The following is a 23,412-nucleotide window of genomic DNA, read 5'->3' on the forward strand; positions in this document are numbered from 1 at the left end:
ATTCAGGTATAAACCATTACAATTATGCTTAAAAATTACCTGCTGGTTGCTTTTAGAAACCTTTCAAAAAACAAAGCTTTCTCTGCCATTAATATAATAGGGCTGGCTATCGGCATGGCGGCATGTCTGCTCATTTTGCAATATGTTAGCTTTGAGCTTAGTTTTGATGATTTCCACGCTAAAAAAGACCGCGTTTTCCGGATTAATCAGGACAGGTATAACAATGGCAAGTTAAGTACTCAATGGGCCGGCGGGGCTTTTGCACCCGGCACAGCATTTAAAAATGCGCTGCCCGATATTGAAGAGTACGTAAAGATTGTAGGAGCAGGGCAAACCATAGCCAACTACAAGGATCAGAAAATGGTAATCCGGAATGTTTACTATGTAAGCGACGCTTTTTTTAAAACCTTTTCTTTCCCGCTGATAAACGGCGACGGAAATACTGCACTTAAAGAACCCAACACCTCGGTAATTACCCGGCAAATTGCTGACAGGCTTTTTCATGGCGTAAATCCCGTTGGGCAAACCTTGTATATTAATACAGATAAGCCGCTTAAAATTACCGGCGTAATGGAAAATATGCCTGCCAATACGCATATGAATTTCGATATCATGCAATCCTACGCTACGCTGCTTAAAGAAAATCCGCCTAATAAAGATTTTAATCTCGATAATGCCTGGCTAAATGACGGCTGCACAACTTACCTCCTGCTTAAACCTGGAGTTGATCCGCGTGCTTTGGAAGCTAAGTTTATCCCTGTAGTGAAAAAAGCTTATGATAAATATCCTGGTACGGGCGAAGGCGGCATTTATACACTTCAGCCGGTAAAGGATATCCATCTGTATTCCAACAGGATGCTGGAGTTTCAGCCCAATGGAGATGGTAAATCGGTGTACCTGCTTTTGGGGATTGCCATCTTTGTGATCATCATAGCATGGATCAACTATATCAACCTGGCTACTGCCCGTGGTATTGGCCGGGCTAAGGAAGTTGGGGTACGTAAAACTTTGGGCTCGGCAAAAGCACAGTTGATTACCCAGTTTATGTTAGAGGCCATGATGCTTAACGCCATGGCTATAGGCCTTGCATTGCTTATCATTATGGCTTGCTTGCCTGCATTCGCCAATGTTTCCGGCATGCAGATGGGCTTTACCTTATTTGCTAAAGTAACTTTTTGGCTGGCTGTTTTGGGAATCTTTGTATTGGGCTCATTCTTCAGCGGCTTTTATCCGGCCATTGTATTATCGGCGTTCAGGCCGGTTGAGGTGATGAAAGGCAAGATCTTAGCATCGCCAGGGGGAGTGATATTACGTAAGGCAATGGTGGTATTCCAGTTTGCTGCCTCGATATTTTTACTGATAGGATCGCTTACAGTGTTCAAGCAACTTAAATACATGCAAAGCCAAAAGTTAGGAGTAAAAATAGATCAAACACTGGTCATTAAAGCTCCGTTGGTTAAGGTAGATTCGTTTTACCGTAGCATGAGCTCATTTAAACACGAATGCCTGGCACAATCTGCCGTTAAAAGCGTAACAGTATCAACCTCAATCCCCGGCGAACCTGTGCAATGGAATGCTGGCGGTATTAAGTTGGTTGGCTCAGATCAAAGTACAAGCAAACAATACCGCATTATCGGTGCCGATTACGATTACCTTAACGCCTACGATATCAAACTGATAGCCGGTCGTAAGTTTTCGAAAGAGTTTGGCGATGAACCACATAAAGTGATATTCACCAAAAAAGGGGTTGAACAGTTAGGCTTTAGCAAACCTGCCGATGCCCTTGGCAAACGCATCGATTTTTGGGGACAGGTTTATGAGATAATAGGAGTGGCCGATAATTTTCACCAGCAATCCTTACATGATGCCTACGATTCCATGATCTTCCGTTGTATCCCCGATGTTCGGGGACCGGTATCTGTGAAAATCAGCACCACCAATTTGCCGCAAACCATTGCGGAATTAAAGAAAACCTGGGCTGCCTTTTTCCCCGGCGACCAGTTTGATTATTTCTTTTTAGATCAGCATTTTAACGAGCAATACAAAACCGATCAACGCTTTGGGCAGGTGTTTGGCGTATTTACGGGCATCGCCATTTTTGTGGCCTGTTTGGGATTATTTGGCCTCGTATCGTACACCATTGTACAGCGCACTAAGGAAATTGGCATCCGCAAGGTACTGGGAGCTTCGGTAAACAGTATTTTAAGATTGTTGTATAAAGACTTTGCCCTGCTTGTAGCGGTATCGTTTGTGATTTCGGCACCAATAGGCTGGTACGCTATTCATCAATGGCTGCAAACATATGCTTTCAGGATGGATATCAACCCCTTCCTGTTTGTTGTTCCATTCTTCCTGGTATTGCTGGTTGCCTTTGCAACGGTTTCGTTTTTGAGCGTGAAAGCAGCGCTGATGAACCCTGTAAAGAGCTTAAAGACGGAGTAGTAAACAAGAAACACGTCATTGTAAGGTACGAAGCAATCGTACGAAAGTACGGTCACGCTGTATAGCGTGCGATTGCTTCGTCGTTCTTCTTATAATGACATATTTTTATTTCAAGGCGAGGGATTTTGGCGGGGCAAAACATTTACAATCCGCTGTTGGTAGGCTATTTACACAGTATCAATTAATTGCGTACTTTGCCCTATGCCTGTTTTAACTGTAGCCGAAAAAACTCTTATCCCAACTTTTACCTTGCAGCAAAATAACGAGCGGGGTAATACTATGATAGATGTGCGCGAGGCCGGCGGGCAATGCGGCGAGTTTAGGCTTGACCCTGCTTTTCTGCAGCCTCACCGTAAGGATTACTACTTTTTTGTACTGGTTAAAGGCGGTGCTAACCGCCACTGGATAGATTTTGTACCCTATACCGTAAAGCCCGATACCTTTTACTTTACTATTCCTCAGCAGGTGCACCTCAAAGAGCATTCGGCCCCAATGGAGGGCTTAATGATGAGCTTTACCAACGAATTTTTGCAGCTGGAAGATAATCGCATACTTCAACAACTTCCCATTATTCAAAACCCTGCCGCCGCGCATGAAATAAAACTTAGCCCTGTCGATCTGGCTTTTATAGAGGATACCATGCGCAAAATGCTGACTGAGTTTAATGCCGATGGTACCTGGCGCAACCAAATGCTTACCTCGTGGCTGCGGGTGCTGGTGATATACCTGAGCAGGCTGTACAGCGAGCAGTACAATGAAACCTGCGTTACACTAAACTATTGCCTTCTTAAAAGTTTTCAGGCACTTATTGGCGAGCATTATGCCAGCCAGCATGACGTTGCCGCCTATGCCGAACAGCTGAATCTTACACCCGGGCATTTTACGGAAGTTATTAAACAACAAAGCGGTAAAACAGCTATCACCCACATCCATGAACGATTGATTGTTGAGGCCAAACGTCGTCTGCTGCATACCGAACTATCGGTAAAACAAATTGCCGATGAGCTTGGCTTTGAAGATGCGGCTTACTTTAACCGCTTTTTTAAACGCCTTGCCGATACCACGCCTATAGCTTTCAGAATGCAAATCCGGGAAATGTACAGTTAATGCCCTGCTATGTGCAGCGACAAAAATATAGCACCTCCGTAGCTTTGTATTATGGAAAAACAAACAGTTTTAATAACAGGGGCCAATAAGGGTATTGGCCTGGAAACCGCCCGCCAGTTGGCTACCGCTGGCTACTATATTTACCTTGGCAGCCGTGATCAGGAGAGAGGCGAAAAAGCCGTTGGGCAACTTAAAGCTGAGGGCTTAAACGATGTAGAACTATTGCTGATAGACGTAACCAGTCAGGCATCTGTACAAGCCGCTCATGACGAGGTGGCTGCCAAAATCGACCATTTGGATGTATTGATCAATAATGCCGGTATCCCGGGTCCGTTTCCCCAACCAGCTCCCAATTTGAGCGATGATGCCGTGAAAGAGGTGTTTGAGGTAAACTTTTTCGGCGTTGTCCGTACAACACGTACTTTCCTCGATCTGGTTAAAAAATCACCAAACCCAAGGATAGTAAACGTAACATCCGACCTCGGTTCATTAACTTATCATAACGATCCAAACTGGGAGCATTACCAGGTTAAGACAGGTGCTTACGGTCCGTCGAAATCAGCATTGAACGCCTATACAGTTGCTCTGGCTTATGACCTTAAAGACCAGGTTAAAGTAAACATGGTGAACCCCGGCTACACCAACACCGAATTTAATGGTAACCGCGGGCCCAAACCCGTTGAAGATGGTGCAGCACCAATTGTAGCGTACGCCATGATAGGTGCTGATGGCCCGACAGGTAAATATGTGAGCGATTATGGCGAAACGCCCTGGTGATTAAGGAGTAAGATTTAAGAAGTCAAGAATCAAGATCCGGGAAGTTAAGATTTAAGATAACAGGCCGGAGATTTTCCAGCTTTTTTCTGTTTTATTAATATCACCACCCTCGTAGCTGCAAGGTACTAATCAATTAGCCTCAGCCAACCCCCCAAAAGAGAGGTTGGCTGAGGTTTTTTCCTATCTTTGCCCCAAAAGCAGACTGAATATGACCGGAAAATCGCCGCAGGAATCATACACCATCATGAACGAACTGGTATTGCCCAATGATACCAACACTTTAAACAACCTGATGGGTGGTCGTCTGTTGCATTGGATGGATATTGCCGCTGCTATTTCGGCACAAAAGCACTGTAACAGGATAGTGGTGACCGCTTCAGTAGATAACGTATCGTTCCAGTCGCCGATAAAGTTGGGTGATGTGATCAGCATTGAAGCAAAGGTTACCCGCGCATTCACTACGTCGGTTGAGGTAAGGATGGATGTATGGGCGCAAAACATTCCATCAGGCACTAAAGTAAAAAGTAATGAGGCCTATTACACCTTTGTTGCTTTGGATAAAGATGGGCAAAAGACAGCTGTGCCCGAGCTGGTACCTGAAACGGATAAAGAGCGCGCATTGTATGAGGGTGCGCTTCGCCGCCGCCAATTGAGGTTAATATTAGGCGGAAAAATGAACCCCAATGATGCTACTGAACTGAAAGCCTTGTTTTTTGGGGATCAATTGCCACCCAATCTTGGTGAAGAAATAAAGCAGTAACAAATTTCCAGGTGTATCGTCTAAATGGTTTAAACATTAAAACTACTGCGATGCGATATTTTCTGTGCTTTTTACTGCCACCGCTTGCCATACTTACTACTGGCAGAATAGGTGCATTTATATTGAATATATTTTTAACCCTTTTCTTCTGGATCCCGGGGGTGATCCATTCCATCCTGGTAACCAGCGATTATTATGAGGCTAAACGCCACAGGCAACTGATGCGGGCGACAAGGCGTTACCGTTGGTAGCCTTGATTCGCATGATTATGGGATTCCCTGAGGTTTTGAATGAGATTATTTAGGACTATTCTATCAAGAAATCCTTAAATCCTAAAAATCAAGGTTCAAAATAAATTACCATATTTGCCACGATGCAAAAAGGTAAGCTATTAATTATCGACGACGAAGAACGCCTCCGTAACTTGCTGGCGCGCATTCTGCAGTTGGAAGGTCATGAGGTAATAACCGCAGGTTCCGGCAAAGAGGGCCTTAAAAAATTACAGCAGGATACTATACATGTGGTATTAAGCGATGTAAAGCTACCTGATATTGATGGCATCACCCTTTCTGAAACCATCAAAAAAAACTATCCCAGCACCGAAATCATCGTATTAACGGCTTACGGGACTATCAATGATGGCGTAAAGGCAATAAAAGCCGGTGCGTTTGACTATATCACCAAGGGCGATGATAACGAAAAGATCATCCCGCTGGTAAGCAAGGCCATGGATAAAGCCCTGCTGCAGCAAAAGGTTGCCGAATTGGAAAGCAAGCTGAATGATAAGTTTGGTTTTGACAGGCTCATCGGTAAATCAACGGCTATCAGCGATGTAATTAAGCTTGCCCAAAAGGTTGCCCTTACCGATACAACTGTATTATTATTGGGCGAAACCGGCACAGGTAAGGAGATTTTTGCCGAAGCCATTCACCAGGCCAGTAACCGCAGCGCTAAATCATTTGTGGCTGTAAACTGCAGCGCTTTCACAAAAGAATTATTGGAAAGCGAATTGTTCGGTCATAAAGCCGGTTCGTTCACGGGAGCAGTTAAAGATAAAAAAGGCCTGTTTGAAGAAGCCAACGGTGGCACCATATTTTTGGATGAGATAGGGGAGCTTGATCATGATCTACAGGCCAAGCTGCTTCGTGTGCTTGAATCGCAGCAGTTTATTAAAATAGGAGATACCAAACCCACCCAGGTTAATGTACGGATTCTGGCAGCTACCAACCGTAATTTGCTCAACGAAATCAATGACGGCCATTTCCGGTCTGATTTATATTATCGCCTTTCAGTATTCCAGATCACGCTGCCAGCCTTACGCGAGCGTAAAAAAGATATCAAACTGCTGGCCGAATACTTTATGCAGCATTTTGCCCTTAAAGTAAAAAAGCAGGTAAATACCCTCAGCGACGAGTTCATAGAAAAACTGGAAGCCTACCCTTGGCCCGGGAACATCCGTGAGTTGAAAAATATTGTAGAACGGGCTGTTATTCTAACCGATAGCAATGTGCTTGATGAAAGCCTGCTGCCTTATGAAGTTCAGCAGCAACAGGTGAAAAGCGGTGCACCTATTTCGGCATTTGATCTTTCATCTGTAGAGAAACTGCATATTCAACGGGTATTAAACCATACCCACGGTAACCGTGCAGAAGCAGCGCACCTGCTTAATATTGGCGTGGCTACGCTGTATAGAAAGCTGAAGGAGTATAATTTGGAATGATTTCGGATTTCGGAATTTCGATTTCGGATTTAGTGAATAAAAAGTTCTTTCTACGCTGACGCCCGGCTCCAGCCGGGTGTCTACTATCAAGCGGCCTCAGGCCGCCGTACACAAGCCGGAGGCCTGGAGATATTTGCCACTCTTGAGATCATGCCTATCTGCCAAAGGTTACGTTATCGCTACTTCCTGCAGCTAAGACCTTCTTCAATCCCACTTTGATAATCAGCTATCAAAATGATAGCCCAATTCTCCTTAAATAAATAAAATAATGTTTCTGTTGTTATATAAATAATTAATAATCAGTTATTTGTATTGATAATAATTTTCTTGGCATCTGCTTGGCAAAGCCCTTTGCAAAAACACATAAAATGGATGCTTTACTCACAATCGCTTACCTGGCCACATTTGTAGTGGTATTCTGGATCTTTTTTAAATCTGTAACGTACTTCGAAAAAATCTAAAATCATGGCAGCATTATTCATCGTAGCAATAGCCGTGTTCATTTACATGGTATACGTACTTCTCAAACCCGAAAAATTTTAAAATTAAACTATGAACACTGAACTAACGGGTGTGATTTTCACCTACCTGCTCACCTTAGCCATCGCCATTCCCCTTGGCCGCTACATAGCTAAGGTATTTAAGGGCGAAAAAACCTGGCTCGATTTCCTCGCCCCGCTTGATCGCTTTATTTTCCGTTTCAGCGGCATCGACACCAAACGCGAAATGAACTGGAAACAACACCTGCTGGCCCTGCTTACCATTAACAGCGTTTGGTTAATATATGCCTTTGTTTGTTTGATGGCCCAGGGCCATTTGCCGCTTAATCCCGATGCGAATCCGGGCCAGTCGCCTGATACAGCTTTCAATACTGCCATCAGTTTTTTGGTAAACTGTAACCTGCAGCATTACTCGGGCGAAAGCGGTGCTACTTACTTTACACAGCACTTCGTATTCATGTTCCTGCACTTTGTATCGGCTGCTACAGGTATTGCTGCGCTGGTGGTTGTTTTCAGGGCCATGAAAGATAAGGTTACCGATAAGCTGGGCAACTTTTGGGAGTATTTTGTAAAATCAATCACCCGCATATTATTACCTATCTCATTTGTGATAGCTGTGATCTTCGCTTTTAACGGCATGACTACAAGCTATGCAGGTAAAGATACTTTCATAAGTATGCAAGGCGACACAGTTCACGTCTCCCGTGGACCGGTTGCTGCCATGGTTGCCATTAAACACTTAGGCACTAATGGTGGTGGTTGGTTTGGCGCAAACTCTGCACACCCTATTGAAAATCCTAATTACCTAACTAATACTGTTGAGCTGGTGGCCCAGTTGATCATCCCTATCGGTTTGGTATTTGCATTGGGCTTTTATCTCAACAAAAAGAGATTTGCCTATGTAATTTTTGGCGTAATGACGCTGGGGATGCTTTTGCTGATGATCCCGACCATCAACGCCGAGCTTAATGGTAACCCTGCCATTGCTCATATGGGCATTAGCCAGCCAACAGGAGCTATGGAGGGTAAAGAGGTACGTTTTGGGCCGCTTAACTCTGCATACTGGAGTATCATGACAACCATAACTTCTACCGGTTCAGTAAACTCCATGCATGACAGTGCTATGCCGGTATCCGGATTGTCAATGCTTTTAGGTATGATGATCAACTGCTTTTACGGTGGTTGCGGGGTTGGTATCCTTAACTTTTACATATTTGTGGTAGTAGCCGTGTTTATATCCGGTTTAATGGTAGGCCGTACACCCGAGTTTCTGGGTCGTAAGATAGAGGCGAGGGAAATGAAGATTGCTTCGTTGATTGCACTGCTGCACCCTTTTATTATATTGGTAGGCCTTGCAATTTCGTCCTACTTTATTGTACATGTTCCCGGTACCGACTGGGCTGTCAAGCCATCGGCCTGGTTAAATAATCCCGGCAACCACGGTTTTTCCGAAATGCTGTATGAATATTCATCGGCAGCAGCCAACAACGGTTCGGGCTTTGAAGGTTTGGGCGATGGTAATATTTTTTGGAACTATACAACAGGTATCGTCATGATATTGGGTAGGTTCCTCCCAATTATTGGTCCGCTGGCTATTGCAGGCTTATTGGCTAATAAAAAGAATATTCCTGAATCGGCTGGTACTTTAAAAAGCGACACCTCAACTTTTGGGTTGATGATTTTCGCGGTGATCATAATTATCGCTGCCCTGTCATTCTTCCCGGCACTTGCTTTAGGTCCTATCGCTGAATACTTTTCACTTAAATAATCATGAACTCAACTCAAAATACATTGTTCCAGGGCGATCAGATGAGGGATGCTTTAAAACAATCTTTTATCAAACTAAACCCTCGCGTCCTGTTCCGTAACCCGGTGATGTTCACCGTGGAGATAGGTACGGTTGTGATGCTCATTGTGAGCATATTTTCACTGGCCAATAAAGGCCAGGGCAGTTTTGCCTACAACTTTACAGTATTTGTTATATTGTTGTTAACCGTTTTGTTTGCCAATTTTGCCGAAGCTATAGCCGAAGCACGCGGCAAGGCCCAGGCCGAGAGCCTCCGTAAAACCCGTGAGGAAACACCTGCACGCTTACTGGTTAACGGCAAGGAAGAAAGGGTGATGTCATCACAGTTAAAAAAAGGCGACGTATTCATTTGCGAAGCCGGTGATAATATCCCAACCGATGGCGAAATCATTGAAGGTATCGCTACCATTGATGAATCGGCTATTACCGGCGAATCTGCCCCGGTAATCCGTGAAGCCGGTGGTGATAAATCATCTGTTACCGGTGGTACCAAAGTATTATCCGACAGGATCAAAGTATTGGTAACCACCCAGCCGGGCGAAAGCTTTTTGGATAAGATGATTGCGCTGGTAGAAGGCGCATCCCGCCAGAAAACCCCTAACGAAATTGCCTTAACTATTTTGCTGGCCGGTTTTACGCTGATCTTCGTTATCGTGTGCGTTACCCTGAAGCCATTTGGTGATTATTCAAATACGCCCATCACTATAGCCGCTTTTATATCGTTGTTTGTTTGTTTGATCCCTACAACTATCGGTGGCCTTTTATCGGCCATCGGTATTGCCGGGATGGACAGGGCTTTACGCGCCAACGTGATCACCAAAAGCGGTAAAGCTGTTGAAACAGCAGGCGACTTAGACACTTTATTACTGGATAAAACTGGTACCATAACCATTGGTAACCGTAAAGCAACCAGCTTTTACCCAACAGCAGGCGTAAACGAGCAGGATTTTGTAATGGCATGTGTGTTAAGTTCACTGGCCGATGAAACTCCCGAAGGTAAGTCGATTGTAGAACTTGCAGAGCAGGGCCCGCACAAATTAAAAATCTACGCTCCTACCGATTCGGTGTTTATTAAGTTTACTGCCGAAACCCGTTCAAGCGGTTTGGATACACCCGATGGCCTACGCATCCGCAAAGGTGCTTTCGATTCTATCCGCAACATGGCCATTAAAGCCGGTAACCAATTCCCTGCGGATGTGGAAGAGAATGTTAAAAAGATCTCCTCAAACGGTGGTACCCCATTGGTTGTATCACAAAATGAAAAGATCATGGGTGTAATCGAGCTGCAAGATATCATCAAAACCGGTATTGCCGAACGTTTTGAGCGCTTGCGTAAAATGGGGGTTAAAACAGTGATGGTTACCGGCGATAACCCGCTTACTGCCAAATTTATTGCCGAAAAAGCCGGTGTAGATGATTTTATTGCCGAGGCGAAGCCTGAGGATAAAATGAACTACATTAAAAAGGAACAGCGGGGCGGTAAACTGGTAGCCATGATGGGCGATGGAACAAACGATGCCCCCGCACTGGCCCAGGCCGATGTTGGCGTAGCCATGAACAGCGGTACACAAGCCGCCAAAGAAGCGGGCAATATGGTTGACCTGGACAATGATCCAACCAAACTGATCGAGATAGTTGAAATAGGTAAGCAATTATTAATGACCCGCGGTACATTGACAACCTTTAGTATAGCAAATGATGTGGCTAAATATTTTGCCATTGTTCCGGCTTTATTCATGGTATCAATGCCTGCTTTAAAAGCTTTAAATATCATGGACCTGCACAGTCCGCAATCGGCTATACTTTCGGCGGTGATATTTAACGCCATTATTATTCCGCTACTGATTCCGCTGGCTTTACGTGGTGTTGAGTACAAGCCGATTGGTGCAAGCGCGTTGTTACGCCGTAACCTGCTCATTTATGGGTTAGGCGGTATTATTATACCTTTTATAGGCATTAAATTAATTGATTTAGCTGTTTCAATTTTTATATAGATGTGAGATGTTAGATATGAGATTTGAGACTTTTTGAGTTATAAGTCACGCATTTCGTATTTAACAAAATCTCATGTCTCAAATCTCATATCTCAAATCTAAAAAAGAAATGAAAACATATTTGTTGCCATCCATCAAGCTTACCTTAATACTGATAGTATTAACAGCAGGCATCTATCCTTTAGCTATAGCCGGTATGGGTAAATTTACCCCGGGTAAAGGTGATGGTGAAACCATTACATACAAAGGCCGTGTAGTTGGCTACGCCAACATTGGTCAAAAGTTTACTAAAGACGAGTATTTCTGGGGCCGTCCATCAGCAGTTGATTACAATGCTGCCGGCTCAGGCGGTTCAAACAAAGGCCCGTCAAATCCTGATTACCTGAAACAGGTTGAAGGCAGAATAGATGATTTTCTGAAACACAACCCAGGGGTAACACGCTCACAGATTCCTGCCGAACTGGTTACGGCTTCAGGTAGCGGTTTGGATCCTGATCTTTCACCAGCAGGCGCAAAAGTTCAGGTTGCCCGTGTAGCTAAAGTTCGCGGTTTATCAGTTGATGCCGTAAACAAACTGGTTGATGAGCATACTGAACAACCTTTGTTAGGTTTGTTTGGCCCTGCTAAAGTGAATGTATTGAAGTTGAATGTGGCTTTGGATAGGGTGAAGAAGTAAAAACCAGGCTACCGCAGTTTTAGCGGAGCTCAAATCCTCGCCGGGGTTGGCAATAATTAGCAACGGCGAGGATACAAACACAATTTGGGTTACCAATAAGGAACCCGGAAATTTTAATACCTACTTAAATGAAATTTTTCCTGCTATTGATATTTTCGATGTTAACCTGTGCTTTTATAGTTAAGGCTCAGGATACGGTCAAAACCACATCCGATGCACCTTTGGTGGTTTACGGCTCGGTTGATACCTATTTTAAATATGATTTCGCAAACAGGGGATCGCAGATCCCGACGAGTTTTGCAACGGATCACAATTCAATTTCTATCGGGATGATAGATCTGGGTTTAAAGAAAAAGGTTGGCAGGGCCGCTTTTGTAGGCGAGTTATCATTTGGTCCGAGAGGACAAAGCCAGTCGATACCAAACGGATCTGATGGCGAGTCGTATCATATTCAAAACTTGTATGTGGCTTATGATGTAACAGATAAATTTGTACTTACTGCCGGATATATGGCTACTTTTATAGGTTATGAAGTTGTGAGCCCGGTTGGCAATTTTAACTACTCAACCTCTTACCTGTTTACCAATGGCCCGTTTCAAAACGCGGGTTTTAAAGCCGCATATTCGTTTTCGGATAAAGTGAACGTGATGGCCGGTGTGTTTAATGATAATTGGAATTATTACCGGTCGTCAAATCAAGTAAACAGTTTTGGCGCTCAGCTAATATTAAACCCTGTTAAGGGCTGGACCGCCTACTTAAACGTAATTACCGGAGGGATTGTAGGCACCGAGTTTGATTTAACAACTGCGTATCAAATAACAAACGCGTTTAAGCTGGGCCTGAACGCGGCCGACTTTTCGGCAAACAAAGGTGTTACCGGCGGTTTTTCGGGCGTAGCTTTGTATCCGCAACTGGCAGTTTCAAAATACGTTACACTTGGTTTAAGGGGCGAATATTTTAAGCATAAAACAGGTATTTATACCGCAATTGCAGGGCCGGCAAATGGTAAATCGGTTACAGCGGCAACGCTTACGGCTAACGTTAAAGCAGGCCCGTTAACATTAATACCCGAGGTGAGATTGGATCACGGATCGGTAGAGCAGTTTAAAGCACGCAATGGTGATTTGACAAGGTCTGCATCACAGTTTGTGCTGGCAGCTGTTTATGGGTTTTAGCAGCAATTAAATGCTTAGGTATTACAGCAGATCCAGGCATCGTGGCTAAAGCATGTGCAAAGTGAGCGGAAAGCCTGACCGGCATGGAACACCATAAAAACTAAAGGAAAATTCAAAGGCGACTTATGAATGAGGACACTAAAGAGCAATCTGTAGAGCACTTCCTGGAGCTGATCAAAAAATCGCGCCGGGGAAAGTTCAAGGTATATATAGGCATGAGCGCCGGTGTTGGGAAAACCTACCGGATGCTGCAGGAGGCCCAAACCCTGCTGCGCAATGGTATCGACGTGAAAATTGGTTACATCGAAACCCACAACCGTAAAGAAACCCATGCCTTGCTGGAAGGTTTGCCTGTAATACCCCGCCGTAAACTGTTTTACAAAGGGAAGGAGCTGGAGGAGATGGACCTGAAAGCTGTGATAAGCCTGCGCCCCGAGGTGGTTATAGTTGACGAGCTTGCCCACACCAACATTGAGGGCAGCAGCAATGAAAAACGATGGCAGGATGTACTGGAGATCCTGAATGCAGGCATTAACGTGATCAGTGCGGTGAATATACAGCACATGGAGAGCCTTAATGAAGAAGTGCAGCGGATAACCGGAGCTACCATCAATGAACGCGTACCCGATAAAGTTTTGCAGTTGGCCGATGAAGTGGTAAACATCGACCTTACCGCCGACGAACTGATTGAGCGCTTGAAGGAAGGTAAGATCTATGATGAAAAAAAGATCCCGACGGCGTTAAGTAACTTTTTCCAGGCAGAGCGGATTTTGCAGCTGCGCGAGTTGGCCCTGCGTGAGGTGGCCCACCAGGTAGAGCGGAAAATTGATATTGAGGTGCCTAAGACAATTAAGCTAAGGCCCGAGCTTTTTTTGGCTTGCATCAGTACCAATGATGAGTCGGCTAAGATTATTATCCGTAAAACGGCAAGGCTATCATCATACTATCGCTCCAAATGGTATTTACTATATGTGCAAACCTCGCGCGAGAGCAGCGATAAGATTAACTTAGCCGCGCAAAGGCACCTTATCAATAATATGAAGCTGGCCACGCAACTGGGAGGGGAAGTGCTGAAGGTAAAAGATGATAATGTGGCCCGTACCATTTGGGAAACGGCCGAAAAATATGATATCACCACGATTTGCATTGGCAAGCCGCGGTTTAAATTTTACCAGCTTATCATGAAAACAGCGGTGTTTACACAGCTACTAAATAAAATGTCGAAAACTGATATTGACCTTGTAATACTTTCATAGCCATGACAATAAAAAATAAACTCCGGGCAGGGATAGGTTTCCTGTTTGTACTGGCAATAATTTGCTGCGGAATGTCGATATATTTCCTAAACCGGTTATCTGCCGATGCAGGAGCCATATTGAAAGATAACTATAAAACAGTAAAGTATATGCAAAATATACTTACCGCTATTGATTCGCGTACCGACAAACTATCGGCCGACCAACAAAAAACGATAAATGACAATTTGGTATTGCAGGAGCACAATATCACTGAGGCAGGTGAGCTGCAACTTACAGATTCCTTGCGGGCTGTTTTTGAGAGTTTAAAGCACGGGAGCGATAATAAAATAGCCGAAAGCGACTTACGTAATCGCTTGCACAAGCAGGTGTATGGAATAATGAAGCTCAACATGGATGCTATCGCACGGAAGAATGATAAAGCTAACACAACTTCAAAAAGAGGGTCGTTGCTGGTGGCATTTTTAGGCGCGTTTTTGTTTTTAGTAGCATTCAGTTTCGCAGTTAATTTCCCGGGATACATTGCCAACCCAATTAAGGAGCTTACTGCCCGCATTAAAGAGGTATCAAACAAAAATTATCACCAGCAAATTCATTTTGAATCGGACGATGAATTTGGCGAACTGGGCCAGGCTTTTAATAACATGACGCGCAAGCTTGATGAATTTGAAAATAGTAACCTGGCCAGCATCCTGTTTGAGAAAAAGCGAATTGAAACTATTATCAACTCCATGCATGATGCCATTATTGGCCTTGATGAAAAAGGTGTTATCATTTTCGCCAACCAAGTGGCCTGCAACCTGATTGGTATGAAAGCCGACCAGCTTAATGGTAAATATGCGCCAGATATTGCTATTGAAAATGATCTGATGCGTAAATTGCTTGTTAATGACCAGGCAAAGCTTCGGATCTTTGCTGATGAGCGCGAAGGTTTTTATTCGCGCGAATCCTTATCGGTAAGCAGCAGGGATAAAGTGATAGGTAAAGTGATTATTCTGAAAAACATTACCGAATATCAGCAACTGGATGAGGCCAAAACCAATTTCATTGCTACCATATCGCACGAGTTGAAAACCCCCATCTCATCTATAAAAATGAGCTTGAAGTTATTGGAAGATGAGCGCATAGGCGAAGTAAATGCCGAACAACGCCAGCTGATAGGTAATATTGACGACGATACTCGTCGCCTGTTGCTCATCACAGGCGAACTGCTTGACATGGCACAGGTTGAAACCGGCAAGCTACAGCTTAACTTCGGCAGTACGCACCCTCAAAATATTGTGGATTATGCCGTAAAAGCCATTAAGTTTATAGCCGACCAAAAGCATGTGGAAATTAAAGTAAAATGTGATGAAAGTTTGCCAAAGGTACATGCCGACCTGGATAAAACTACCTGGGTACTCATCAACCTGCTCTCCAATGCCATAAAATACAGCCACGAAAAATCAACAGTTGAGCTGGTGGTTAAAAAACGTAAGAACGATGAGATAGAGTTTTCGGTAACCGATCATGGTAAGGGGATAGAAGAGCAATATCTGCCCCGTTTATTTGAGCGTTATTTTAAGGTGCCTAATGCTACATCCGAGCAAAGCGGAACGGGTTTAGGCCTTGCCATAGCCAAGGATTTTATTGAGGCACAGGCTGGAAAGATTAGCGTGGACAGCGAAATAGGTTCGGGCAGTACATTTTATTTTACATTAAAACGGGCGATAGCTGCGGCGTAAGCCATCGCCATTTTAACATAATTACCATCCGCCTTTAAACCCTTCGGTTAAGGCGTTTTGGTAATTTTTCATATCAAATGAGTATAGGTACGGCGCCTTATGCGCGCCGCCTTTACGTGGCTCTTCAGATCGGTTCAGGATGCCGAATGCTAAGATCCTGCGTTGAAAGTTACGCCTGTCTAACTTTTTACCTAAAATTGCTTCATACAATTTTTGCAACTCGGGCATGGTGAATTCTCCCGGCATCAGGTTGTAACCTATCGGTTGATAGTTAAGCTGCAGGCGTAAGGCATCTAATGCACTTTTATAAATATTTTCATGGTCGAGTTGCATTTCGGGCATGTCATCCAGGTCGCGCCAGGCACAAAGCTCCGAAAACTGATCGGGGTGGGGTATAACGCCAAAAAAGTCGACCAGCGCATAATAGCCTATAGATATAAACCGGCCTGAAAACCAGTTTTGTTCTTTTGGCAGCATATCGGCATACATATCGTTATGAACTTTTGAACGGTCGGGATCGCCAAATACACGAAACTGCTGTAGAAATATTTTATCTAAACCGGTACGTTCCTGCAAGATCCTTACAGCGGCGTTATCTATCGGTTCTTCCTTAAGTACAAAACCGCCGGGCAGGTACCACTTCTCTTCGTCATTGGTTTTTAATAGCAGCACTTTCATTTGCCCTTCGTGAAATCCAAATACAACACAATCAATAGAAATGTGGTTTACATAGTTTTTGCGGGCATCCTCGCTGTACTGAATAAGTTGCTGTTTGCTTAACATTTGTGCTATTGTACAAATAAAGTTTGATTTTTTAATTATAATATTTACAATTGTGTACTTAATACACTATGCGGAATGCCATAGCATATCGCTTTAAAAATCATCAAAAATATTTAAGGGTACAATGAAATACCCTGATTATTAGTCATATTTGTTAACCAATTATTTACTACCCATATAACTTAAAAAATGAAGAAGTATTTTTCAAGCCGGCTTGTCATAGCCGTGATGCCATTTTGCGTGGCATTGACACCCTTTAACAAGGTGCTGGCACAGGCTAAAACCGAAGATGCGAAAATGAACGCCTATGTAAAAGGCCTGATGAGTAAAATGACCCTTGATGAAAAAATAGGGCAGCTAAACCTGGTAACCATCGGAGCAGCAACAACAGGATCGGTAGTAAATAAAGGGGTTGAAGAAAATATTAAAAATGGATCAATTGGTGGAGTGTTTGGTGTTTGGGGTACAACGCAAACCCGCCAGATCCAGGATATAGCCGTTAAAAACTCAAGGCTGCACATTCCGCTTATTTTTGGTTTGGACGTGATCCACGGTCACCGTACTATTTTCCCTATCCCGTTGGGCATGTCGGCAACGTGGGATATGGGCTTGATCAAACAATCGGCACAAATTGCAGCTAAAGAAGCAACCGGCGAAGGTTTGAACTGGGTGTTTTCGCCAATGGTTGATATTGCCCGCGACCCGCGCTGGGGCCGTATTTCTGAAGGTTCGGGCGAAGACCCGTGGTATGGCTCACAGGTGGCAAAAGCTATGGTGCAGGGTTATCAGGGTACCAATATGAAAGATGCCGATGCCGTGATGGCCTGTGTTAAACACTTTGCACTTTACGGTGGTGCAGAAGCCGGCCGTGAGTATAACACAGTGGATATGAGCCGCATTAAAATGTACCAGGATTATCTGCCGCCATATAAAGCAGCGGTTGATGCCGGTGCGGGCAGCTTTATGAGTTCATTTAATACAGTTGATGGTGTGCCTGCAACGGTTAACCAATGGTTGTTAACCGATTTGTTAAGAAAACAATGGGGTTTTAAAGGTTTCGTGGTATCTGATTATACCGCAGTAAACGAAGTGACAGATCACGGCCTTGGCGATTTGCAAACGGTATCTGCCCTTGCCCTGAAAGCCGGTTTGGATATGGATATGGTAGGAGAGGGGTTCCTGAAAACATTGAAAAACTCGCTTACACAAAAGAAAATAACCCAGCAGGAAATTGATCTGGCCTGCCGGCGTGTATTGGAAGCTAAGTACAAATTAGGTTTGTTTGATAACCCTTACAAATCAATGGATGCCGGTAAAGAAGCTAAAGAAGAGTTATCGACTGCGAACCGCGCTGCTGCACGGGAGATCACTAAACACTCCTTTGTATTGCTAAAGAACGATAATCAGACACTTCCGCTTAAAAAAGGCGGCAGTATTGCCCTGGTAGGTCCGTTGGCTGATAATCACCGCGATATGCTGGGCACCTGGGTTATTGCCGGCGAATGGCAAAAATCGGTAAGCGTAATGGAAGGCATCAAAAATGTGGTAGGTAACAATGTTGCCATTAACTATGCCAAAGGTGCCAATATAACCGAAGACAGTTTGTTTATTAAAAGGCTGAACTTTGGTCCCGGAATGGTTTCTTTAGATGCTAAGCCGGCCGACGAATTGTTGAAGGAAGCAGTTGATGCCGCCAAAAAATCGGATGTGATTGTGGCTGTGGTTGGCGAATCGCAAAGTATGTCGGGTGAATCGTCAAGCCGCTCGGATATTGATATTCCCGAAAGCCAGAAAAACATGCTGAAGGAACTTTCAAAATTGGGCAAACCAATGGTGATTGTGCTGTTTAACGGTCGTCCGCTTACCTTAACCTGGGAAGATAAACATGCTAACGCGATACTTGACGTTTGGGCGCCCGGCACCGAGGCCGGTAACGCCATCGCCGATGTATTATTTGGCGACTATAACCCGGCCGGTAAATTGACTGCTACATTTCCGCGCAGCGTAGGGCAAATACCTATTTATTATAACCACAAAAACACGGGTAGGCCATACAAAGGCGGTCCTTCAAAATTCAGGTCCAATTACCTTGATATTTCAAACGATCCGCTTTATCCGTTTGGTTACGGCTTAAGCTATACCACCTTTAACTATAGCGCTGTTAGCGTAAGCAAAACCAAATTAAAAGGTAATGAAACTTTAAAGGCTACTGTTACGGTTACCAATACCGGTAAATATGCAGGCGAAGAAGTAGTACAATTGTATATAAGTGACCCTGTGGCAAGCATCAGCCGTTCGGTAAAAGAACTTAAAGGTTATCAAAAAATAAGCCTTCAGCCGGGAGCATCAAAGCAGGTTAGTTTTACTATTACTCCAGAGCAACTGAAGTTTTATAATACGCAGCTTAAGTATGACTGGGAAGCAGGCGAATTTGTAGTTGAAATAGGAACCAACTCGGCCGATACGCATAATGCATCGGTTTGGTGGGCTAAATAGTGCCATTTAAAGTGTAATACATTTTTAGCACTTTGTTAAAAATGGTAAAGGTATTTTTTGACGCACGAAAATATCTGAACGGCACCGGTAAGTAAAATTCACCGGTGCCGTTTTGTTTTGGAAAAAATGTGTAAAATGTTGTATAAAGGCGTGAAATCGATTGTAATAAATGTAATCTGAACATTTATTGTTTGGAAAGTACTGCTTTGGTAAATGTATATTTAACATTTATTATTGCATAATTAATAATAAATGTTGACCTGACAGTATTTTCAAAGTATAATGATATTTTAACACTTTGGTAAATTATGGCAGGGAGGGCCCGCACATTAAACTAAGGGCAAAATATTTAAGATAACAGCTCGGTTGCGTTAATATTTATTGTTTTAACAACTTTTTTGCACCGGTTACAGAATAATAGCAACATTTTTACAATACGATATTTTTAAAAAAGTATGACATGTGTTAGCAATGTATTAATGAAAGATTCTCAATTTGTAATTTTAGTGGATAAATCGACCTATAAATAATTAATTTGTAAATCTACCTATTTTACTTGTGTATACAGTACACACTAATTACATTAGTTCCATAGCCAATATAAATTTCTGTTTTGGCAGAAATCGTTCAAAATCTAATATTATTATAACATTTTAACTTTAATGTTGCTTCATTAGCAGGAGCATAAAAAAGGTGATTACACGGATAAAAAAGTTAAAAAAAATATACGAGAGAAGTTCATATGATAAAACTTTTACATTTTTTACTTTCCAACACTTCATCTCCCATTAATCTGTTTAACAGAGCTTATCTCACAGTCGCTCGGTTAAAACAGGCTACCTGTAAGTGTGCAATTTTCTATTTTAAAACTTAGCAACACCAATTATCGACTTAAAAGCTTAAATCAAATATATTAATCAACTAAATCTCAATCTCATGTTTAAAAGTTTACTCCTAAAAGGAAGATACTTGGGTTTGCTGCTATGCTGCCTGGTATCTTCATTGGTAGTTACAGCCCAAACAAAGTACAAAGGTAAGGTTATCGGCTCGGACGATAAGTTACCTGTTGTTGGCGCTTCCATACGCGTCAAAGGTACAAGCACTGGTACTGTAACTGATGTTAATGGTGAATTCACCTTAAGCCTTAGCCCGGGCAATACGCTGGTAGTATCTTACATCGGCTATCAAAGTACCGAAGTTAAGGTAGGTACTGATGTAAACCTTCGGGTTACACTACAATCAGGTAGCAGTACACTGAATGAGGTGGTGGTAACCGGTTATACCGCTCAGCGTAAAAAAGATATTACCGGTTCGGTATCGGTGGTTAACGTTGCAACCATGAAAACAGTACCTGCATCAAACACAGCCAGCTTACTTCAGGGTACTGCAGCAGGTGTTACTGTAGTTAACTCAGGTAACCCTGGTGCTAATACTACAGTTAACGTACGTGGTGTGGGCTCTATCTTCAGTACAGCGCCCCTTATTGTAATTGACGGTGTTCAGGGCTCATTGAACGATATCAACCCTAACGATATCGAATCAATGCAGGTATTGAAAGACGGTCAGGCATCAATTTACGGTGTGCGTGGTTCAAACGGTGTTGTGGTAGTAACAACCAAAAAAGGAAAAAGTGGTGCTGCAACTATTAGCTATGATGCTTACTATGGTACGCAAAGGCCATTAAAAGATGGTTTTAAACTGGCCGATACCAAAACGTATGTAGAGGCCATTTATCAATCATACAAAAACAGCCCCAACGCTGACGGTTCAAGCCCTCTGGCAGGAGGTAACCCACAATATGATCCTGGAAAAACAGGTACCTGGACAATTCCAGACTATATTACACCAGCCGGAGCTCACGTAGGTGACCCAAAAACCGATCCATCAACTTATCTCTTAAATCCGTTTACTACAGATAACCAGATCACCCGTGCCAACAAACAAGGTACCGACTGGTTTCATGAGGTGTTTAAGCCAGCTCCGATACAGAGCCATAATATTACAGCAAGCGGCGGTAACGATAAATCAACTTACCTGATGTCAATAAGCTATCTTAATCAACAAGGTACTTTAATTGATACCTACTTCAAAAGGTATGCTGCCAGGATTAATACAAATTTTGCTGTTGGACCTCATATCCGTGTAGGTGAAAATGCTTATATTTTTTATAAAAGAAGCCCTAACCTTAGCAACAACCAAAACGAAGGTAACGCTATTTCATACATCTATCGTGAACCACCTATTATCCCGGTTTATGATATTATGGGCAACTTTGCGGGCACTCGTTCTGGCAGTTTAGGTAACTCAAGTAACCCGGTTGCAGTTCAGGAGCGTTCAAAAGATAACAGGAACAATAACTGGGATATAACAGGCAACGTTTATGCCGAAGCTGATTTTCTGAAACATTTCACCATCCGCACCCAATTTGGTGGTACGGTCGATAATTACTACTACTACTACTTTACTAAACCTGCATATGAAAACTCAGAAGGTAATACTTCAACCAACGGTTTTACTGAAGTAGCAGGCTACAACAGCCAGTACACCTGGACTAATACCTTAAACTATAAACAGCAGTTTGGTAAACATAGCGTTAATCTATTAGCTGGTTCTGAGGCTATAACTACTTACAGACGCGGTATCCGTGCAGGTGGAGGTAACTACAATATCTCATTTGACCCTAACTATGTAACCGTAGCCAACGGTGCTAACCCACCGAGCAACGGTGTTGATCAGCTTTTTGATTCAGGTTTGCTTTCGTATTTCGCAAAATTGGACTACCAGTTTAACGATAAGTATATCTTAGGTGCAACAGTTCGTCGTGACGGTTCTTCATATTTTTCTCCAGGTCATCAATGGGGTACTTTCCCTTCAGTAACCGCTGGTTGGAGGATTTCCAAAGAGGCATTTCTGAAAGATGTTAGCTGGCTTAATGACATGAAGATCCGCGCAAGCTATGGTAGTCTTGGCTCACTTGCCGGCGTTGAAACCCGCTTAAGTAATGCTTACAGCTTATACGCCCAGTCAAACGGTAATGCCAATTATGACATCACTGGAACTGGTAACTCAACTGTTACAGGTTTGTACAGGATACAACAAGGTAACTTAGCTACGTCATGGGAAACTGATAAGATCAAGAATATTGGTTTTGACGCTACTTTGTTTAACAATAAATTCGATTTCACATTTGAATATTTCCAGAAATCGGTTACAGGTTTGTTATTCCAATCAGGCGATCCTTCAATAGCACTTGCTCCCGCTGCCGTTGCAAACTTACCTTATGTTAATGGTGGTAACATTAAAAATAAAGGTTTTGAAATTGTTGCCAGCTATCATGGCAATGTCGGCAGCGACTGGAAATATGATCTGAGCCTGAATGCAAGCCATTACTCAAACCTTGTTACCGATTTGAATGGCCTTAAATACCAGGATCGTAACAGCGATGGCTCAACACGTATCCAAAACTTTGTAAGGTTACAGCCAGGGCAGCCTGTGGGCGAATTTTACGGATATAAAGTTATCGGCTTATATCGTGATGCTGCTGATATAGCTGCTTCGCCAACCGATGTTAACGCAAGGCCGGGTTTATTTAAATATGCCGACGTTAACGGTGATGGAAAGATCACCTCTGATGACAAAACATTTATAGGTAACCCTAACCCCAAATTTACAGGTGGCTTTACATTCAACGTTAGTTACAAAAACTTCGATCTGAATGCCTTTCTTTATGGTTCATTTGGTGGCAAGATCTTTAATTACATTAAATACTGGACTTATTTCCCACAAGTATTTACCGGTAACGTAAGTGCTGATATATTAGGCCCTAAAGTTTGGAAACCAGGTGCTGATAACAGCCAGGCAACTATCCCTGTATTAACCCGTACAGCTAACGCTGATAACACGGGTGATCCAAATTCATGGTACCTTGAAAGCGGTACCTATGTTAGGTTGAAATCATTGACATTAGGTTATACCGTTCCAAATTCGCAAATCAAGGCTTTGGGTATTAAGAGATTAAGGTTTTATTTGTTGGCTAACAACTTGTTCACTATTACGAAGTACACTGGTTTAGATCCTGAGTTACAGCCATCAAACCTAAATAACAATACCAGTTTTGGTATCGACTTTGGTAACTACCCTGCCGGGCAGAAGATATATAACATTGGTGTTAACGCCTCTTTCTAATATTGAGAAA

The 23,412-nt window shown here is 43.1% G+C and carries 16 protein-coding genes; 15 read left to right on the forward strand and 1 reads right to left on the reverse strand.

The annotated features are described in order from the left end of the window. Nucleotides 1–24: 24 nt before the first annotated feature. From BLS28_RS04165 to BLS28_RS04225, 13 genes are all read left to right on the forward strand, one after another. Nucleotides 25–2,442 (forward strand): ABC transporter permease, encoded by a 2,418-nt coding sequence (locus tag BLS28_RS04165; protein WP_091163043.1) that lies wholly within the window; start codon nucleotides 25–27, stop codon nucleotides 2,440–2,442. Between the two features lie 201 nt (nucleotides 2,443–2,643). Continuing rightward, a complete protein-coding gene (locus tag BLS28_RS04170; RefSeq protein ID WP_091163044.1) occupies nucleotides 2,644–3,549 on the forward strand; it encodes a helix-turn-helix domain-containing protein in 906 nt (301 codons plus the stop codon). Nucleotides 3,550–3,600: 51 nt separating this feature from the next. After that, nucleotides 3,601–4,326, forward strand: coding sequence for an SDR family oxidoreductase (locus tag BLS28_RS04175; protein ID WP_091163045.1), 726 nt, complete (start codon nucleotides 3,601–3,603; stop codon nucleotides 4,324–4,326). Nucleotides 4,327–4,534: 208 nt separating this feature from the next. Continuing rightward, nucleotides 4,535–5,086: an acyl-CoA thioesterase gene (locus tag BLS28_RS04180; protein ID WP_091163046.1), complete on the forward strand. Its 552-nt coding sequence runs from the start codon at nucleotides 4,535–4,537 to the stop codon at nucleotides 5,084–5,086. Between the two features lie 50 nt (nucleotides 5,087–5,136). After that, complete coding sequence (locus BLS28_RS31675) at nucleotides 5,137–5,337, forward strand: YqaE/Pmp3 family membrane protein (protein WP_090531506.1); 201 nt, start codon at nucleotides 5,137–5,139, stop codon at nucleotides 5,335–5,337. Between the two features lie 122 nt (nucleotides 5,338–5,459). Further along, the gene (locus BLS28_RS04190; RefSeq protein ID WP_091163047.1) at nucleotides 5,460–6,806 is read left to right on the forward strand and encodes a sigma-54-dependent transcriptional regulator; all 1,347 of its coding nucleotides are present in this window, start codon (nucleotides 5,460–5,462) and stop codon (nucleotides 6,804–6,806) included. Between the two features lie 465 nt (nucleotides 6,807–7,271). After that, nucleotides 7,272–7,349, forward strand: coding sequence for a K(+)-transporting ATPase subunit F (gene kdpF / locus BLS28_RS31535; protein ID WP_083879072.1), 78 nt, complete (start codon nucleotides 7,272–7,274; stop codon nucleotides 7,347–7,349). A gap of 9 nt (nucleotides 7,350–7,358) precedes the next feature. After that, the gene (gene kdpA / locus BLS28_RS04200; RefSeq protein ID WP_091163048.1) at nucleotides 7,359–9,074 is read left to right on the forward strand and encodes a potassium-transporting ATPase subunit KdpA; all 1,716 of its coding nucleotides are present in this window, start codon (nucleotides 7,359–7,361) and stop codon (nucleotides 9,072–9,074) included. A 2-nt stretch (nucleotides 9,075–9,076) separates the two neighbouring features. Continuing rightward, entirely contained in the window at nucleotides 9,077–11,107 is a 2,031-nt protein-coding gene (kdpB, locus tag BLS28_RS04205; protein ID WP_091163049.1) for a potassium-transporting ATPase subunit KdpB, read from the forward strand. 109 nt (nucleotides 11,108–11,216) lie between these two features. Then, nucleotides 11,217–11,783: a K(+)-transporting ATPase subunit C gene (locus tag BLS28_RS04210; RefSeq protein WP_091163499.1), complete on the forward strand. Its 567-nt coding sequence runs from the start codon at nucleotides 11,217–11,219 to the stop codon at nucleotides 11,781–11,783. A 128-nt stretch (nucleotides 11,784–11,911) separates the two neighbouring features. Then, the gene (locus BLS28_RS04215) at nucleotides 11,912–12,958 is read left to right on the forward strand and encodes an outer membrane beta-barrel protein (RefSeq protein ID WP_091163050.1); all 1,047 of its coding nucleotides are present in this window, start codon (nucleotides 11,912–11,914) and stop codon (nucleotides 12,956–12,958) included. A 125-nt stretch (nucleotides 12,959–13,083) separates the two neighbouring features. Next, the gene (locus BLS28_RS04220; protein ID WP_091163051.1) at nucleotides 13,084–14,214 is read left to right on the forward strand and encodes a histidine kinase; all 1,131 of its coding nucleotides are present in this window, start codon (nucleotides 13,084–13,086) and stop codon (nucleotides 14,212–14,214) included. A 2-nt stretch (nucleotides 14,215–14,216) separates the two neighbouring features. Next, nucleotides 14,217–15,938, forward strand: coding sequence for a HAMP domain-containing sensor histidine kinase (locus BLS28_RS04225; RefSeq protein WP_091163052.1), 1,722 nt, complete (start codon nucleotides 14,217–14,219; stop codon nucleotides 15,936–15,938). Nucleotides 15,939–15,959: 21 nt separating this feature from the next. On the opposite strand, the gene BLS28_RS04230 is transcribed toward BLS28_RS04225, so the two are convergent. Beyond that, nucleotides 15,960–16,721, reverse strand: a complete 762-nt coding sequence (locus BLS28_RS04230) for an NUDIX hydrolase (protein WP_091163053.1) — start codon at nucleotides 16,719–16,721, stop codon at nucleotides 15,960–15,962. Nucleotides 16,722–16,910: 189 nt separating this feature from the next. Here BLS28_RS04230 and bglX point away from each other — a divergent pair, with 189 nt between their 5' ends. Then, complete coding sequence (bglX, locus tag BLS28_RS04235) at nucleotides 16,911–19,217, forward strand: beta-glucosidase BglX (RefSeq protein WP_218134350.1); 2,307 nt, start codon at nucleotides 16,911–16,913, stop codon at nucleotides 19,215–19,217. A 936-nt stretch (nucleotides 19,218–20,153) separates the two neighbouring features. Next, the gene (locus tag BLS28_RS04245) at nucleotides 20,154–23,402 is read left to right on the forward strand and encodes a SusC/RagA family TonB-linked outer membrane protein (RefSeq protein WP_091163055.1); all 3,249 of its coding nucleotides are present in this window, start codon (nucleotides 20,154–20,156) and stop codon (nucleotides 23,400–23,402) included. Nucleotides 23,403–23,412: the final 10 nt, after the last annotated feature.

This window comes from Mucilaginibacter gossypii (assembly GCF_900100945.1).
Lineage (GTDB): Bacteria > Bacteroidota > Bacteroidia > Sphingobacteriales > Sphingobacteriaceae > Mucilaginibacter > Mucilaginibacter gossypii.

Coding starts and splice junctions, on each gene's coding strand:
- BLS28_RS04165 (WP_091163043.1), top strand. CDS start 25: ATGCTTAAAAATTACCTGCTGGTTGCTTTTAGAAACCTTTCAAAAAAC.
- BLS28_RS04170 (WP_091163044.1), top strand. CDS start 2,644: ATGCCTGTTTTAACTGTAGCCGAAAAAACTCTTATCCCAACTTTTACC.
- BLS28_RS04175 (WP_091163045.1), top strand. CDS start 3,601: ATGGAAAAACAAACAGTTTTAATAACAGGGGCCAATAAGGGTATTGGC.
- BLS28_RS04180 (WP_091163046.1), top strand. CDS start 4,535: ATGACCGGAAAATCGCCGCAGGAATCATACACCATCATGAACGAACTG.
- BLS28_RS31675 (WP_090531506.1), top strand. CDS start 5,137: ATGCGATATTTTCTGTGCTTTTTACTGCCACCGCTTGCCATACTTACT.
- BLS28_RS04190 (WP_091163047.1), top strand. CDS start 5,460: ATGCAAAAAGGTAAGCTATTAATTATCGACGACGAAGAACGCCTCCGT.
- kdpF (WP_083879072.1), top strand. CDS start 7,272: ATGGCAGCATTATTCATCGTAGCAATAGCCGTGTTCATTTACATGGTA.
- kdpA (WP_091163048.1), top strand. CDS start 7,359: ATGAACACTGAACTAACGGGTGTGATTTTCACCTACCTGCTCACCTTA.
- kdpB (WP_091163049.1), top strand. CDS start 9,077: ATGAACTCAACTCAAAATACATTGTTCCAGGGCGATCAGATGAGGGAT.
- BLS28_RS04210 (WP_091163499.1), top strand. CDS start 11,217: ATGAAAACATATTTGTTGCCATCCATCAAGCTTACCTTAATACTGATA.
- BLS28_RS04215 (WP_091163050.1), top strand. CDS start 11,912: ATGAAATTTTTCCTGCTATTGATATTTTCGATGTTAACCTGTGCTTTT.
- BLS28_RS04220 (WP_091163051.1), top strand. CDS start 13,084: ATGAATGAGGACACTAAAGAGCAATCTGTAGAGCACTTCCTGGAGCTG.
- BLS28_RS04225 (WP_091163052.1), top strand. CDS start 14,217: ATGACAATAAAAAATAAACTCCGGGCAGGGATAGGTTTCCTGTTTGTA.
- BLS28_RS04230 (WP_091163053.1), bottom strand. CDS start 16,721: ATGTTAAGCAAACAGCAACTTATTCAGTACAGCGAGGATGCCCGCAAA.
- bglX (WP_218134350.1), top strand. CDS start 16,911: ATGAAGAAGTATTTTTCAAGCCGGCTTGTCATAGCCGTGATGCCATTT.
- BLS28_RS04245 (WP_091163055.1), top strand. CDS start 20,154: ATGTTTAAAAGTTTACTCCTAAAAGGAAGATACTTGGGTTTGCTGCTA.